Source organism: Bifidobacterium sp. AGR2158 (assembly GCF_000424225.1).
In the GTDB taxonomy this organism is placed as follows: Bacteria; Actinomycetota; Actinomycetes; order Actinomycetales; family Bifidobacteriaceae; genus Bifidobacterium; species Bifidobacterium anseris.
The window spans coordinates 462,040-476,136 of sequence record NZ_AUJM01000011.1 but is presented as its reverse complement, the minus strand read 5'-3'; the positions used below and the strand labels follow the sequence as shown (position 1 = coordinate 476,136).

The following is a 14,097-nucleotide window of genomic DNA, read 5'->3' as shown; positions in this document are numbered from 1 at the left end:
GGAGTGTGTGTTGAGCGAGCATCATGTAGAGAAGACAGATGAGGATACCCCTCGGATTTGCACAACTCGAAGCACCTTGATCTCGAAAATGGTTGTAGTGATATTGGGTTACTGTTGTGCATGGATTATATTGCTCGGCATTTCCTGCATTGAATATAGTCTATTATCTCATGATGCACAAAAAATGGATCAGGTTGGTCATTGCGTCAACTATGTCAAGGATCTGATTGCCGAACAGCCGCAAGAAGTTCAAGAGAAACTGAGACGCCTTGATGCACCGGAGCCTTTCAATATAGACCAATACTATGATGAGCAGAAATCTGAAGCCTTATCACCCTTTATAGGAAACCAAATCGCTGGGATAATCAGATCCTATACAATGTCCAGAGAACTCAAGCAACGACAAGTCGATGCCATCAAATGGTCGACTGAAGCGCTCGGCATCATAGTCGATGGCCCCCAGAACCATGTTCCGATGTATCCTGAGATTTTCACTCAGTGAAGCATCGCCATTATTCGTTGCCGAAAGGGTTTTGCTGCATGAGGATGCTGATGCTCAGCGCGGGGAAGGTCCAGATGTGGGTTCCGACGCCGTTGGCGTCCGCCTGAGCGCCGTGGCGGCCGGCATCGACGTGGCCGATCGGCGACGACGGCGTCGCCGAATCGGCCACGTTCTTGCGAATCGCGTGCCCGATCCTCGGCAGTCCGAGCGTCGTCGGATCTGCGTCCCCGCGGCTGGTCGCGCGCATCACCCAGTTCGAGGCGCTTATGCGCGCCGATTTCGGTACATATTGACCCGATCTGGCCGCGCCGCTCACCACGGTGGCTCCGTCCCGCTCGGCGGCGTTGCGTTGCGCATGCTCCATCATCTGCGTGAAGGTCTCGTCGGCGTCGCATTGCCGGCGCATCGCGCGGTCGACCCAGAACGACTTCTCGAGCGGGACAGTGAACCGCTCCTCATGCATGCCTGGGCACGGCCACTCACCGGTCGTCTCCGCCGACGACCACAGCACGTTCCAATGCGCGTCCGGGGGCATGTGGAAACGCAGCGGCTTGTCGCCGCCGTTGACGACGATCGCGACGTCGAGCTCGTCCTTGCTCAGCAGGCGCATCGTGAACGAGCGGATTGACGTGTCGAACCAGTCGCGCTCCATCGGCGTCGTGCCGTCCGGCAGCAGCCATTGGATGCGGCTCGACGGTTTGAGCAGCCCCAGCTGGCTCAGCCGTGTGAAGAAGTCCTCGTGGTTGTAGATGTCGAGCGACTTGCGCACCGCGATGAGTCGCGAGATCGACTCCATCCGCATGTATTCGGGCGTCTTCGTCTCGGGCAGGATCCAATCCCAGTCGAGCCAGGTGATGTCGTTGTCCTGGCAGTACGCGTTGTTGTTGCCGCCCTGCGAGTTGTTGAATTCGTCGCCGGCGAGCATCATCGGCGTGCCGAGCGAGAGCATCAGCGTGCCGAGCACGTTCATGCGCGCGCGTTCGCGCAGCAGCGTCACATGCGGCTCGTCGCTGGGGCCTTCGACGCCGAAGTTCGCGCAGTTGTTGATGTTCGCGCCGTCGTTGTTGTGCTCGCCGTTCGCCTCGTTGTGCTTCGTCGAGTACTGCGTGAGATCGGCGAGCGTGAAGCCGTCGTGCGCCGTCACATAGTTGATCGACGACGTCGCGCCGCGTCCCGGATCGGTCGCGAACAGGTCCGCCGATCCGCACAGCCTTGTCGCCATCTCCTGCATGCCGACGCCTTCGCGTACGCCGTCGTTGACTTCGCGCACCCAGAACCTGCGTGTCGCGTCGCGGAAACGGTCATTCCATTCTGCGAAGGGGGAGAGGAACTGACCGGTGCGCCATCCCTGCTCGCCCAGATCCCACGGTTCCATGATCAGTTTGAGGTTGCCGAGCAACGGTTCCGAACGCAGCGCGTACAGGAACGGGTGGTAGGGCGTGAATGACCCGTTGAGCCGCGCGAGGCTGACGCCGAGGTCGAAGCGGAAGCCGTCGATGCCGATGCGTTTAGCCCAGTAGCTGAGCGCGTCGACGGCGAAGGTGATGTTGTGCGTGTCGGTGAAGTCGATCGTGTTGCCGCATCCGGTCGTGTCCTCGAGTTCGCCGTGCTGCCGCTGCCGGTAGAACGTGAGGTTGTCGAGACCTCGCCAGCACACCGACGGCCCTGCGTTGCCGCCTTCGCAGGTGTGGTTGAAGACGACGTCCATGATCACTTCGAAGCCGGCGCTGTGCAGCGCGCGTCGCGTACGACGGTTCGGGGGAGAAGAAGCTGAGCGTTGAATACCCCCAGTAGTTCGTACGGTCGCGTTCCTGCAGGAAGACCTCCGACTGCTTCGCCATGATCGGCAGCAGTTCGATCGACGTGACGCCGAGGCCTTGCAGATAGGCGAGCGTCGTCGGATGCGCGAGCCCCGCATAGGTGCCGCGCAGCTCCTCGGGAAGCCACGGCGCCTTCGCCGTGAAGCCCTTGACGTGCAGTTCGTAGATGACGGTGCGGCTCCACGGCACGTGCGGGTGCGAAGGATCGGCATCGTGCTTCGTCACGTCGCGGTCGTCGATCGCGACCGAGATCGGAACCTTGCCGAGCGAGTCGAGCGTGTTCATCGCGCCCCACGCCGAACCTTTGATCAGACCGTTCTTCAGCGAGCAGTCGTAGGCGAAGACGGCCGGGTCGAGCGTCATCGACCCTTCGACGCCTTTGGCGTAGGGGTCGAGCAGGAACTTGTACGGGTTGAAGCGCAGTCCGTGGCGTGGATCCCATGCGCCGTCGGCGCGGTAGCCGTAGTGCATGCCGTCCCACGCCGTGTCCAGATGCAGATACCACAGTCCGTAGTGCGGACCTTCCATGCGGAACAGCGTCTCGCGCACGCCGAGCGATTTGAGCACGCGCGTGCAGATCGGGAAGCGGCGTACCTGTTCGATGAACGGCAGCGTCGGCTCCTCGTTGATGCGCACGGCCTCGTTGTAGAAGCGGCTCGGCTCGTCGATCGGCTCGAGGACGCAGAACCACAGCTGGTCGGCGGTTTCGGAACGCGCGACGACGTCAGCGCCGCCGTCGTCGGTGAAGAACAGGCCTGGACGCGTCGCGTAACGATGAAGTTCGGGCAGTTGCATGACATCATTGTAGGCGGCCAGATACGGCGTGCGCCGCCCGATGCCGGGGAATGGACACCGCGATTGCCGCGCGCTCAGCGCAGCAGCGACAGCGCGCGCAGATGGTCGCGCACGATCGCGTAGGCGGCGCCGTCGGCGTCCTGATAGACATCGCACAGTCCACGTTCGATGCGCGGCGCCGCGTCGTCGCCGTAGGTGCCGGCGGCCGTGCGCGACGCGGAGGGACGCGCGGCGACGAGACGGTCGAGCTGGGCGATTTCGGCGTCGTCGAGGAACCCGGCGATCGGCCCGCACAGCAGCACGTCGGCGGCGAAGACGGCGCGCACGCCGGCGATCGCATGGGCGAGCGAACGCAGCCAGTCGCGCATGCGCTCGCGATGGTGGATCTCGCCCTGTTCGAGCACGCCGAAGAATCCGGGCAGGCTTTCGCCTTCCTCGGTGAGCTTCGTCGACGAGCAGTAGACGCTGAGGCAGCCGTTGTTGCCGCATTCGCAGCGCGGCCCGTTCGGGTCGAGCGGCATGTGCTCGATCGCACCGGTGTGGGGGCGTCCGTCCTGCAGTACGGCGCTGCCGATGTGGTTGCCGAGGAACAGACAGACGGCGTCGCGAAGCGCCGGCCTTGCGCGCAGTTCGGCGAAGGCATACGCGCAGTAGCGTTCGGTCGTCGTCACCGGCAATGTGATGCGTTCGGCGATCGCCGCGTAGTCGAGGCTGCTCGCCGTGTTGATGTGCCGCGGGACGGCGAGCCCGACGCCGAGCGGCGGCGTGCCCGCCGTCCCGACCTGTTCGGCGAAGTCGTCGATGATGCGCGCCGCCCTGCCGTAGAAGGCGGCGTCGGCATGCGCGGCGATCGTCGTGTGGCGTTCGCCAATCGTGACGCCGTCGAGGCCGACGGCGATGCAGACGATCTCGGTCGAGCGGATCGTGACGCCAATCGCGCAGCGTCGGCGGTGGTTGAAGGCGTAGGTGAGCGCGCGGCGGCCGCCCGTCGATTCGTGGTGTCCGGCGGCGACGATCAGCCCGGCGTCCTCGAGCAACCGCAGGCGCGCGTTGAGCGTTGGCGCGCTGATGTGCAGCGCGTCCGCGATGCCGCGTTTCGCGAGTGGCTCGCCGTGGTAGAGCAGCGCGAGAATCTCGCCGGCGCCGTCGGGCAGCGTCGGGATGTGGTCGTCGTGGGGCATCGGTGTCCTTTGCTCGGGTCTGCTTGCGTGCTGCGTGGTGTGCTTTGCATGGCTTGTGCAGTGCGTCTAGTTCGATAAATAGATTTTACAGAAGTTTTCGATTGCGCGGGACATTTGTAAAGAGATTTTGTGAAAGTTCTCCGCGACGGCGATCGGCGACGTTGTTCACGTGGGAGGAAAATCGCACAAAATGTTTCATTTGATGGGAAATCGGCGCGAAATCTGTCAATATCGAAAGCATAACGGACAAAAAGAGAACAGAATCGAACAAGTTTGCAGCGACACGACACATGCTGACAAGTCGACGGATATTCGATACATTGTGTACATCACCGCGTCGCGGTGGCGGTCATGCCCCGGGACGAGGACGGCAATGCGTTGTGAGCAACGCACGACAGCAGATTCTATTAGGAGGATCGCATGGCAGAAGCACGCAAGGACGATGCGCAGAAGGCCCCTGCACAGGATGTGAAGGACGCCGCGAAGAGCGCACCGGCCGCGACGCCTGTTGTGGACAAGGAAGCGGCCGCCCAGGCCGAGGTCGACGCGCTCGTCGCGAAGGCGAAGCAGGCGCTCGACGAATTCGAGAAGCTCGATCAGGAGACGGTGGACCGCATCGTCGCGAAGGCGTCCGTCGCCGCGCTCAACAAGCACCTCGTGCTCGCCAAGCTGGCCGTCGACGAGACCGGCCGCGGTCTCGTCGAGGACAAGGCGACGAAGAACATCTTCGCCTGCGAGCACGTCACGAACTACATGGCCGGACAGAAGACCGTCGGCATCATCCGCGAGGACGACGTGCTCGGCATCGACGAAGTGGCTGAGCCGGTCGGCGTCGTCGCCGGCGTGACCCCGGTCACGAACCCGACCTCCACGGCGATCTTCAAGTCGCTCATCGCGCTCAAGACCCGCTGCCCGATCGTCTTCGGCTTCCATCCGGGCGCGCAGAAGAGCTCCGTCGCGGCAGCGCGCATCGTGCGCGACGCGGCGATTGAGGCCGGCGCGCCGGAGAACTGCATCCAGTGGATCGAGCACCCGTCGATTGAGGCGACCGGCGCGCTGATGAAGCACCCCGGCATCGCGACGATCCTCGCGACCGGCGGCCCGGGCATGGTCAAGGCCGCGTACTCCTCCGGCAAGCCGGCCCTCGGCGTCGGCGCCGGCAACGCGCCCGCCTACATCGACAACAACGTCGACGTGCAGCGCGTGGCGAACGACCTGATTCTGTCCAAGCACTTCGACTACGGCATGATCTGCGCGACCGAGCAGGCAATCATCGCGCACAAGGACATCTACGATCCGCTCGTCAAGGAACTCAAGCGCCGCAAGGCCTACTTCGTCAACGAAGAGGAGAAGGCGAAGCTCGAGCAGTACATGTTCGGCTGCACCGCCTACTCCGGCAAGACGCCGAAGCTCAACTCGGTCGTGCCTGGCAAGTCGCCGCAGTTCATTGCGCACGAGGCCGGATTCGAAATCCCCGAGGACGCGACGATGATCGCCGCCGAATGCGCCGAAGTCGGCGAAATGGAACCGCTGACGATGGAGAAGCTCGCCCCGGTGCACGCCGTGCTCAAGTTCGACGACCAGGAGCAGGGCTTCGAGATGTGCGAGGAGATGCTCAAGCACGGCGCCGGCCACACGGCGGCGATCCACACGAACAACGACGACCTCGTGCGTGAGTATGGCCTGCGCATGCACGCATGCCGCATCATCTGGAACCAGCCGAGCTCGCTCGGCGGCATCGGCGACATCTACAACTCGATCGCGCCGTCGCTCACGCTCGGATGCGGCTCCTACGGCGGCAACTCGGTCTCGGGCAACGTCCAGGCCATCAATCTGCTCAACATCAAGCGCATCGCCCGAAGGAACAACAACATGCAGTGGTTCAAGATCCCGTCGAAGACCTACTTCGAGCCGAATGCGATCAAGTACCTGCGCGACATGTACGGCATCGAACGCGCCGTCATCGTTTGCGACAAGGTCATGGAACAGCTCGGCGTCGTCGATAAGGTCATCGACCAGCTGCGCGCGCGTTCGAACCGCGTCACTTTCCGCATCGTCGACTACGTCGAGCCGGAACCGAGCGTCGAGACCGTCGAGCGCGGCGCCGCGATGATGCGCGACGAGTTCGAGCCGGACACGATCATCGCCGTCGGCGGCGGCTCTCCGATGGACGCCGCGAAGATCATGTGGCTGCTCTACGAGCACCCGGAGATCGCGTTCTCCGACGTGCGCGAGAAGTTCTTCGACATCCGCAAGCGCGCGTTCAAGATCCCGCCGCTGGGCAAGAAGGCGAAGCTCGTGTGCATCCCGACCTCGTCCGGCACCGGCTCCGAGGTCACGCCGTTCGCTGTCATCACCGACCACAAGACCGGCTACAAGTATCCGATCACCGACTACGCGCTCACGCCGTCCGTCGCGATCGTCGACCCGGTGCTCGCGCGCACGCAGCCGCGCCGTCTCGCCTCCGATGCGGGCTTCGACGCGCTGACGCACTCGATGGAGGCCTACGTCTCCGTCTATGCGAACGACTTCACCGACGGCATGGCGCTGCACGCGGCCAAGCTGATCTGGGACAACCTCGCCGAGTCCGTCAACAGCGAGCCGGGCGTCGCGAAAACGAAGGCGCAGGAGAAGATGCACAACGCCGCGACGATGGCCGGCATGGCCTTCGGCTCCGCGTTCCTCGGCATGTGCCACGCGATGGCGCACACGATCGGCGCGCTGTGCCATATCGCGCACGGCCGCACGAACTCGATCCTGCTGCCGTACGTCATCCGCTACAACGGACAGGTTCCCGAGGAGCCGACGTCGTGGCCGAAGTACAGCAAGTACATCGCGCCGGAACGCTATCAGGAGATCGCGAAGAACCTCGGCATCGATCCGGGCGAGACCCCGGCCGAAGGCGTCGAGAACCTCGCGAAGGCCGTCGAGGATTACCGCGACAACAAGCTCGGCATGAACAAGTCCTTCCAGGACTGCGGCGTCGACGAGGACTACTTCTGGAGCATCCTCGAGCAGATCGGCATGCGCGCCTATGAGGATCAGTGCGCGCCGGCGAACCCGCGCATCCCGCAGATCCAGGACATGATGGACATCGCGATCGCCGCCTATTACGGCGTTTCGCAGCAGGAAGGCCACAAGATCCGCGTCGAGCGCGAAGGCGTCAACGCGACCGAGGAGGCCTCGCAGCGCATCTGATCGTCATGGCCGCGCCGCGGCCGATGACTTGTGGATGAAATGACTGTGCATATATATGGAGCGGCTCCCGCCCGAGTGATCGGGCGGGAACCGCTCCATATATATGGTTGCACCGTTCTATATGTTTGCGCCTCATGCGCCGAGCGGGATCAGGATCAGCATCAGCAGACTCATGATTGATTCGGTGATGCCGACGACCTTGACAGGTACGGTTCTGCGCCGCGCGATGAGCGGCAAAGCGACGGCGCGCGCGAGCAACGCCAATGCGAGCACCCCGTACAGCACATCACACAGGAACCCGAGCGCGACGAGGATCGCATGGTAGGTCCAGCTCGCATGCAGATAGGAGCGGCGGCCGCGTTCTCGAATCATCGTCTTGACGAACAGCACCGAACCGAACAATGCGAGCGCGAAGCCAACGGCGATCTCGACGCCGAGGCTCGGCAAGAGCGTCGGATCGTAGAACCTCGGCAGATGGTCGGTCGCCGCCGGCGCGGCGCAACGCGAGCCGAAGGGCGCGATGACCGTCGCCATCGCCGACGCAGCGAGCACGGCGACCAGATTCGCCCACAGGCTGCGTTCGCGCCGCATCCATGAGGCGAGCAGCGAGACGCCGCACAGCGCGACATAGATCGGCGCCCACCACAGGATGCCTGGATGCAGGACGAGGAATGGTACGCCAGCGGCCGCCAGAATCAGCGCATAGGTCACCATCGGAGTCAGATAGCGCCTGCGGAAGCGCGACTTGCACCAGCGAGCCGCCGTGAACTGCACGCAGTAACACAGCGCCCATAGCGCGATGAGCCATGTCGATGCCCATGTCGGACCGGCCGCGGCCCATGCGGCGAGCGACGGGAACAGCGCGATCGACCATGCACCCGGCTCGGTCGAGACCCAGTCGCGGACCGAATGGCGCTTGGACCTGCGCGGCCGGGCATCGGCATGCGTTTCAGGCATCATTGAAGAGGAGGAAGGTGTCTGAAGCATGCCCACCAGCCTAGGTGGGCGGACTTCGGCACGCCAGAAGGTGGCGGTGATTTTCCCTGAAGCGTCTGTTTTCCCATATCTCGGTCGCGACACGCCCGGGATACATCATGTAGGGGGCTGGTGGTTGAATATAACAGTTGCCTGAAAAGGGCTCGCATAATTGGAATTCAAAAAAGCGAGCGTGGCGCGGGTCATTCCGCAAGGGACGGACTTCGTGGCCATGCACTGATGTGGATCAGCCGGGAGGCGTGTGTCTTCCGGGTGCTCTTCGCCGGTGCCCTGAGCAGGTTAGTGGTAAATAGTCAACGAATCGCTAGAAAGGGCGGAAGGCAATGGCGGGACAGAAAATCCGCATCAGGCTTAAGTCCTATGACCATGAGGTCATCGACCAATCGGCGAAGAAGATCGTCGAAACGGTGACGAACGCGGGTGCAACTGTGGTTGGCCCGGTTCCGCTCCCGACGGAGAAGAACGTGTACTGCGTCATCCGTTCTCCGCATAAGTACAAGGATTCCCGCGAGCATTTCGAGATGCGCACTCACAAGCGTCTCATCGATATTGTGGATCCCACCCCCAAGGCTGTGGACTCCCTCATGCATATTGATCTGCCTGCGGACGTCAACATCGAGATCAAGCTGTAAAGGGAGGAGGAATCGCTATGTCGAACACCAAGCGCACCGCACTGCTGGGCAAGAAGCTCGGTATGTCGCAGGTTTGGGACGAGAACGGATTCTTCGTCCCCGTCACCCTCGTGGACGTCTCCACGAACGTCGTGACCGCAGTCAAGAACGAAGAGACTGACGGCTACAAGGCCGTCCAGCTCGGCTACGGCCAGGTCGACCCGCGCAAGGTCACCAAGCCGCTTGCCGGCCACTTCGCGAAGGCCGGCGTCACGCCGCGCCGTCACCTCGCTGAGGTCCGCACCGACAACGTCGAGGATTTCCAGCCGGGTCAGGAACTCACCGCCGAACTCTTCCCGGAGGGCGCGCAGGTCGACGTGACCGGCACGACCAAGGGCAAGGGCTTCGCCGGCACCATCAAGCGCTGGGGCTTCAAGTCCTACCGCCGTACGCACGGTTCCCACAAGAACGAACGCCGTCCGGGTTCGGTCGGCGCATGCGCGACTCCGAGCCGTATCCTCAAGGGCAAGCGCATGGCTGGCCGCATGGGCCACGCCACGAACACCGTTCTCAACCTCACCGTGGTCTCCTCGGACGTTGAGAATGGCGTCATCGCCATCAAGGGCGCCATCCCGGGCCCGAAGGGTGGCATCGTGCTCGTCCGTTCTGCAGTGAAGGGAGCCTGAGACTCATGGCAAACGTTACTCTGAACGTCACCGACAACAAGGGCCAGGCCACTGGCTCGATCGAGGCGCCCGCTGATTTCTTCGGCTTCACCGCCGAAGAGGTCCAGCAGCACGTCCCGCTGATCCATCAGGTCGTCATCGCGCAGCTCGCCGCCGCGCGTCAGGGCACCCACGCGGTCAAGAACCGCGCCAAGGTCTCCGGTGGCGGCCGCAAGCCGTGGAAGCAGAAGGGCACCGGCCGCGCTCGTCAGGGCTCGATCCGCGCTCCGCAGTGGTACCACGGCGGCGTTGTCCACGGACCGGTTCCGCGTGACTACTCCCAGCGCACCCCGAAGAAGATGAAGGCCGCAGCGCTCAAGTACGTGCTGTCCGACCGTGCGAACAACGGCCGCGTCGCCGTCATCGACTTCGGCATCACCGAGCCGTCGACGAAGACCGCGATCGCCGCGCTCACGCCGATCGTCGGCGATGGGTTCACGACCGTCGTGCTGTCCCGCGACAACATCAACGAGTGGCTCTCCGTGCGCAACATCCCGACCGTTCATCCGATCTTCGCCGATCAGCTCAACACCTACGACGTGGTGACCGCCCAGTACGTGGTGTTCTCGAAGGAAGGCTACGAAGCGTTCCTCGAGGCGAAGAAGCCGGCAGAAAAGGAGGCCTGATTTTCATGGTCGCAGTTCACAAGCCAGCTCACGATATCATCCTCAAGCCTGTCGTCTCCGAAAAGAGCTACGCCCTGTCCGATATGGGTCAGTACACCTTCGTGGTCGCCCCGGACGCGAACAAGGTGCAGATCAAGCAGGCCATCGAGGAGATCTTCAAGGTCAAGGTGACGAACGTCAACACCCTCAACCGTGCAGGCAAGCGCACGCGCACCCGCACCGGCTACGGCCGTCGCGTCAATGAGAAGCGCGCAATCGTGACCGTCGCCGAGGGTCAGTCGATCGACATCTTCGGTAACTGAAGGTTAGCCGACAAAAGTTAAAGGAAGAACTAGATTATGGCTATCCGCGTTTATAAGCCGACCACTCCTGGCCGTCGCAACGCGTCCGTGTCGGACTTCTCCGACCTCACGCGCCGCACGCCTGAGAAGTCGCTCGTACGCAAGAACAGCAAGACTGGCGGCCGCAACTCGTACGGCCGCATGACCTCCCGCCATCGCGGCGGCGGCCACAAGCGTCAGTACCGTCTCATCGACTTCAAGCGTTGGGACAAGGACGGCGTGCCGGCGACGGTTGCCGAGATCGAGTACGATCCGAACCGTTCCGCCCGCATCGCGCTGCTGCACTACGCCGACGGCGAGAAGCGCTACATCATCGCTCCGGAAGGCGTCAAGCAGGGCGACCGCATCGAGACCGGTGCCAAGGCCGACATCAAGCCGGGCAACAACCTCCCGCTGCGCAACATCCCGACCGGTACCGTGGTCCACGCGATTGAGCTCCGCCCGCTCGGCGGCGCGAAGATCGCACGTTCCGCCGGCGCCGCCGTGCAGCTCGTCGCGAAGGACGGCGCCTACGCCCAGCTGCGTATGCCGTCCGGCGAGATTCGCAATGTGGACGCCCGCTGCCGCGCGACGATTGGTGAGGTCGGCAACTCCGACCACGCCAACATCCAGCTTGGTAAGGCAGGTCGTGCACGTTGGATGGGCAAGCGTCCGATCACCCGTGGTGAGTCCATGAACCCTGTCGATCACCCGCATGGTGGTCGTACCCGTGGCGGCAAGCCGCCGGTCTCCCCGTGGGGCAAGGGTGAGGTTCGTACTCGCCGTCCTAAGAAGGCTTCGAACAAGATGATCGTTCGTCGTCGTCCTAATGGCAAGAACCGCAAGTAAGGGAGTGTCGAACAGATGACTCGTAGCATCAAGAAGGGCCCCTTCGTCGACGCCCACCTGCAGAAGAAAGTCGACGAGCAGAATGAGAAGGGCACGCACAACGTCATCAAGACGTGGTCGCGCCGTTCGATGATCACCCCTGATTTCATCGGACACACCTTCGCAGTTCACGATGGCCGCAAGCACGTCCCGGTGTTCGTCACCGAGGCCATGGTCGGTCACAAGCTCGGTGAGTTCGCTCCGACGCGTACCTTCAAGGGTCACGTGAAGGACGACAAGAAGTCGCGCCGCTGAAAGTAGGAGAGTAAGGACACATGGAAGCTAAAGCAATCGCCCGTCACGTCCGCGTGACGCCGCGCAAGGCTCGCCGTATGGTCAACCTCATCCGAGGCAAGAAGGCGGCAGATGCAATCACCATCCTCAAGTTCGCTCCGCAGGATGCGAGCACCCCGGTGCTCAAGGTCCTTGAGAGCGCCATCGCCAACGCTCGCGTGAAGGCCGACAAGGCCGGCGAGCCGTTCCGCGAGAACGACCTGTACATCAAGGAGACCTATGTGGACGAAGGCGTGACGCTCAAGCGTTTCCGCGCTCGTGCACAGGGCCGTGCGGCTCGTATCAACAAGCGTACGAGCCACATCACGGTCGTCGTCGCCACCAAGGAAGGAGCCCGCTAAAGATGGGTCAGAAGATTAATCCCTTTGGCTATCGCCTGGGCATTACTGAGGACCATCGTTCGAAGTGGTTCTCTGATTCCAACAAGGCCGGCGAACGTTACCGTGACTTCGTGCTCGAAGACGACGCCATCCGCAAGGAGATGACGAAGGATCTCGAGCGTGCAGGCGTGTCCCGCATCATCATCGAGCGCACCCGTGACCGCGTGCGTGTGGACATCCACACGGCCCGCCCGGGCATCGTCATCGGCCGCCGCGGCGCCGAGGCGGAGCGCGTTCGCGCCAAGCTCGAGAAGCTCACCGGCAAGCAGGTCCAGCTCAACATCTTCGAAGTGAAGAACCCGGCGCTGGACGCCCAGCTCGTCGCTCAGGGCATCGCCGAGCAGCTGACGAACCGCGTGACCTTCCGTCGCGCGATGCGCAAGGCTCAGCAGGACGCCATGCGCGCCGGCGCCAAGGGTATCCGTATCAAGCTCTCGGGCCGTCTCGGCGGCGCCGAAATGAGCCGTTCGGAGTTCTACCGCGAAGGCCGCGTCCCGCTGCAGACGCTCCGCGCCCTCATTGATTACGGCTTCTTCGAGGCCAAGACCACCTACGGCCGCATCGGTGTCAAGGTGTGGATCTACAAGGGCGACATGACCGAGCGTGAGTTCGAAGAGCAGCAGGCGCAGCAGGGCAACAACCGCAACGGCCGTCGCGGCGATCGCCGCCCGCGCCGTGGCCAGCGCAATGGTCAGCGCGGCAACCAGCAGAACCAGGTGAAGACCGGCCCGGATCAGCCGATCGAAGCCCCGGTCGCGCAGGACGCCACCGCTGCACCGGCATCGGAAACTAAGGAGTGAGCTGAAGATGCTTATCCCAAAGAGGACCAAATACCGTAAGCAGCACCGTCCGGACCGCCATGGCATGTCCAAGGGCGGCAACGAGATCAACTTCGGCGATTTCGCCATCCAGGCAATGGCTCCGGCCTATGTCACCAACCGCCAGATCGAAGCGGCTCGTATCGCGATGACCCGCTACATCAAGCGTGGTGGCAAGGTGTGGATCACGATCTTCCCGGATCGTCCGCTCACCAAGCACCCGCTCGGCGCCCGAATGGGTTCCGGTAAGGGTACCCCGGAGTTCTGGATCGCCAACGTCCACCCCGGACGCGTTATGTTCGAGATCGGTGGCGTTTCCGAGGATGTCGCTCGCGAGGCCCTGCGCCGCGCAATCGACAAGCTCCCCATGAAGTGCCGTGTGATTGCTCGTGAAGGCGGTGACATCTGATGGCAGTCGGATCCGAAGAATACACGATGAAGAATCTCAACGAGAAGACCAACGCGGAGATCGAGGGCTTCCTCAAGAAGTCCAAGGAAGAGCTGTTCAACCTGCGCTTCCAGCACGCGACCGGTCAGCTTGAGAACACCGCCCGCCTTAAGGCGGTCAAGCGCGACATCGCCAGGATGTACACTGTCCTGCGCGAACGCGAGCTTGGCATCAGCCAGGCTCCCGAGGCGACCGAAACGAAAGCTGAGGAGAAGTAATGGCTGAAGAGCGCAACTCCCGCAAGGTTCGTCGCGGTTATGTCGTGTCCGATAAGATGGACAAGACCATTTCCGTGGAACTCGAACTCCGTACGACCCACCCGCTGTATGGCAAGGTCGTCCGTTCAACCCGCACGGTCAAGGCTCATGACGAACACAATGAGGCTCACGTTGGCGACCTCGTGAGTATCATGGAGACTCGTCCACTGAGCAAGACCAAGCGTTGGCGTCTCGATAGCATCATCGAGCGCGCTAAGTAATAAAGTTCGGCAAGGCT

General features: G+C 62.8%; 15 protein-coding genes and 1 pseudogene. 13 read left to right on the top strand and 3 right to left on the bottom strand.

The annotated features are described in order from the left end of the window. The first annotated feature begins 10 nt into the window (after positions 1 to 10). Positions 11 to 502, top strand: a complete 492-nt coding sequence (locus G606_RS11110) for a hypothetical protein (protein WP_133064567.1) — start codon at positions 11 to 13, stop codon at positions 500 to 502. Between the two features lie 10 nt (positions 503 to 512). On the opposite strand, the pseudogene glgX reads toward G606_RS11110, so the two are convergent. Then, a pseudogene (gene glgX / locus G606_RS09590) lies at positions 513 to 3,117 on the bottom strand (glycogen debranching protein GlgX). A 74-nt stretch (positions 3,118 to 3,191) separates the two neighbouring features. After that, a complete protein-coding gene (locus G606_RS09585; RefSeq protein WP_051198361.1) occupies positions 3,192 to 4,298 on the bottom strand; it encodes an ROK family transcriptional regulator in 1,107 nt (368 codons plus the stop codon). 420 nt (positions 4,299 to 4,718) lie between these two features. Between G606_RS09585 and adhE the strand changes: the two genes are divergently transcribed. Beyond that, positions 4,719 to 7,496: a bifunctional acetaldehyde-CoA/alcohol dehydrogenase gene (gene adhE, locus G606_RS0102435; RefSeq protein ID WP_231371382.1), complete on the top strand. Its 2,778-nt coding sequence runs from the start codon at positions 4,719 to 4,721 to the stop codon at positions 7,494 to 7,496. Positions 7,497 to 7,628: 132 nt separating this feature from the next. Here adhE and G606_RS0102430 read toward each other — a convergent pair whose 3' ends face one another. After that, positions 7,629 to 8,483 (bottom strand): YwiC-like family protein, encoded by an 855-nt coding sequence (locus tag G606_RS0102430; protein WP_231371381.1) that lies wholly within the window; start codon positions 8,481 to 8,483, stop codon positions 7,629 to 7,631. Positions 8,484 to 8,815: 332 nt separating this feature from the next. Here G606_RS0102430 and rpsJ point away from each other — a divergent pair, with 332 nt between their 5' ends. Genes rpsJ through rpsQ form a run of 11 tightly spaced genes read left to right on the top strand, consistent with a single transcriptional unit; the run spans position 8,816 to position 14,080 of the window. Further along, positions 8,816 to 9,124 (top strand): 30S ribosomal protein S10, encoded by a 309-nt coding sequence (gene rpsJ, locus G606_RS0102425; protein WP_004268570.1) that lies wholly within the window; start codon positions 8,816 to 8,818, stop codon positions 9,122 to 9,124. Positions 9,125 to 9,141: 17 nt separating this feature from the next. Next, positions 9,142 to 9,789, top strand: a complete 648-nt coding sequence (gene rplC, locus G606_RS0102420; RefSeq protein WP_026644637.1) for a 50S ribosomal protein L3 — start codon at positions 9,142 to 9,144, stop codon at positions 9,787 to 9,789. Between the two features lie 5 nt (positions 9,790 to 9,794). Next, on the top strand, positions 9,795 to 10,454 hold the full coding sequence (gene rplD, locus G606_RS0102415; RefSeq protein WP_026644636.1) for a 50S ribosomal protein L4: 660 nt from the start codon (positions 9,795 to 9,797) through the stop codon (positions 10,452 to 10,454). Positions 10,455 to 10,459: 5 nt separating this feature from the next. Next, positions 10,460 to 10,756 carry a 50S ribosomal protein L23 gene (gene rplW / locus G606_RS0102410; RefSeq protein ID WP_026644635.1) on the top strand — a complete coding sequence of 99 codons (297 nt, stop codon included), beginning with the start codon at positions 10,460 to 10,462 and terminating at the stop codon, positions 10,754 to 10,756. A 36-nt stretch (positions 10,757 to 10,792) separates the two neighbouring features. Continuing rightward, positions 10,793 to 11,623 (top strand): 50S ribosomal protein L2, encoded by an 831-nt coding sequence (gene rplB, locus G606_RS0102405; protein ID WP_026644634.1) that lies wholly within the window; start codon positions 10,793 to 10,795, stop codon positions 11,621 to 11,623. 15 nt (positions 11,624 to 11,638) lie between these two features. Beyond that, positions 11,639 to 11,917 carry a 30S ribosomal protein S19 gene (gene rpsS / locus G606_RS0102400; RefSeq protein WP_022858217.1) on the top strand — a complete coding sequence of 93 codons (279 nt, stop codon included), beginning with the start codon at positions 11,639 to 11,641 and terminating at the stop codon, positions 11,915 to 11,917. Positions 11,918 to 11,937: 20 nt separating this feature from the next. Then, positions 11,938 to 12,297: a 50S ribosomal protein L22 gene (gene rplV, locus G606_RS0102395; RefSeq protein ID WP_024540969.1), complete on the top strand. Its 360-nt coding sequence runs from the start codon at positions 11,938 to 11,940 to the stop codon at positions 12,295 to 12,297. 2 nt (positions 12,298 to 12,299) lie between these two features. Further along, positions 12,300 to 13,136, top strand: a complete 837-nt coding sequence (rpsC, locus tag G606_RS0102390) for a 30S ribosomal protein S3 (protein ID WP_026644633.1) — start codon at positions 12,300 to 12,302, stop codon at positions 13,134 to 13,136. Between the two features lie 7 nt (positions 13,137 to 13,143). Beyond that, positions 13,144 to 13,563 (top strand): 50S ribosomal protein L16, encoded by a 420-nt coding sequence (rplP, locus tag G606_RS0102385; RefSeq protein WP_022858220.1) that lies wholly within the window; start codon positions 13,144 to 13,146, stop codon positions 13,561 to 13,563. Continuing rightward, a complete protein-coding gene (rpmC, locus tag G606_RS0102380; RefSeq protein WP_026644632.1) occupies positions 13,563 to 13,820 on the top strand; it encodes a 50S ribosomal protein L29 in 258 nt (85 codons plus the stop codon). Before rplP ends, rpmC begins: the two co-directional genes overlap by 1 nt. Further along, positions 13,820 to 14,080 carry a 30S ribosomal protein S17 gene (rpsQ, locus tag G606_RS0102375; RefSeq protein WP_024540966.1) on the top strand — a complete coding sequence of 87 codons (261 nt, stop codon included), beginning with the start codon at positions 13,820 to 13,822 and terminating at the stop codon, positions 14,078 to 14,080. The genes rpmC and rpsQ overlap by 1 nt, the downstream gene beginning before the upstream one ends. Positions 14,081 to 14,097 lie beyond the last annotated feature (17 nt).

Excerpts from the sequence above, each read along its gene's own strand:
- G606_RS09585 (WP_051198361.1), bottom strand. The coding sequence starts at position 4,298 with ATGCCCCACGACGACCACATCCCGACGCTGCCCGACGGCGCCGGCGAG.
- adhE (WP_231371382.1), top strand. The coding sequence starts at position 4,719 with ATGGCAGAAGCACGCAAGGACGATGCGCAGAAGGCCCCTGCACAGGAT.
- G606_RS0102430 (WP_231371381.1), bottom strand. The coding sequence starts at position 8,483 with ATGCTTCAGACACCTTCCTCCTCTTCAATGATGCCTGAAACGCATGCC.
- rpsJ (WP_004268570.1), top strand. The coding sequence starts at position 8,816 with ATGGCGGGACAGAAAATCCGCATCAGGCTTAAGTCCTATGACCATGAG.
- rplC (WP_026644637.1), top strand. The coding sequence starts at position 9,142 with ATGTCGAACACCAAGCGCACCGCACTGCTGGGCAAGAAGCTCGGTATG.
- rplD (WP_026644636.1), top strand. The coding sequence starts at position 9,795 with ATGGCAAACGTTACTCTGAACGTCACCGACAACAAGGGCCAGGCCACT.
- rplW (WP_026644635.1), top strand. The coding sequence starts at position 10,460 with ATGGTCGCAGTTCACAAGCCAGCTCACGATATCATCCTCAAGCCTGTC.
- rplB (WP_026644634.1), top strand. The coding sequence starts at position 10,793 with ATGGCTATCCGCGTTTATAAGCCGACCACTCCTGGCCGTCGCAACGCG.
- rpsS (WP_022858217.1), top strand. The coding sequence starts at position 11,639 with ATGACTCGTAGCATCAAGAAGGGCCCCTTCGTCGACGCCCACCTGCAG.
- rplV (WP_024540969.1), top strand. The coding sequence starts at position 11,938 with ATGGAAGCTAAAGCAATCGCCCGTCACGTCCGCGTGACGCCGCGCAAG.
- rpsC (WP_026644633.1), top strand. The coding sequence starts at position 12,300 with ATGGGTCAGAAGATTAATCCCTTTGGCTATCGCCTGGGCATTACTGAG.
- rplP (WP_022858220.1), top strand. The coding sequence starts at position 13,144 with ATGCTTATCCCAAAGAGGACCAAATACCGTAAGCAGCACCGTCCGGAC.
- rpmC (WP_026644632.1), top strand. The coding sequence starts at position 13,563 with ATGGCAGTCGGATCCGAAGAATACACGATGAAGAATCTCAACGAGAAG.
- rpsQ (WP_024540966.1), top strand. The coding sequence starts at position 13,820 with ATGGCTGAAGAGCGCAACTCCCGCAAGGTTCGTCGCGGTTATGTCGTG.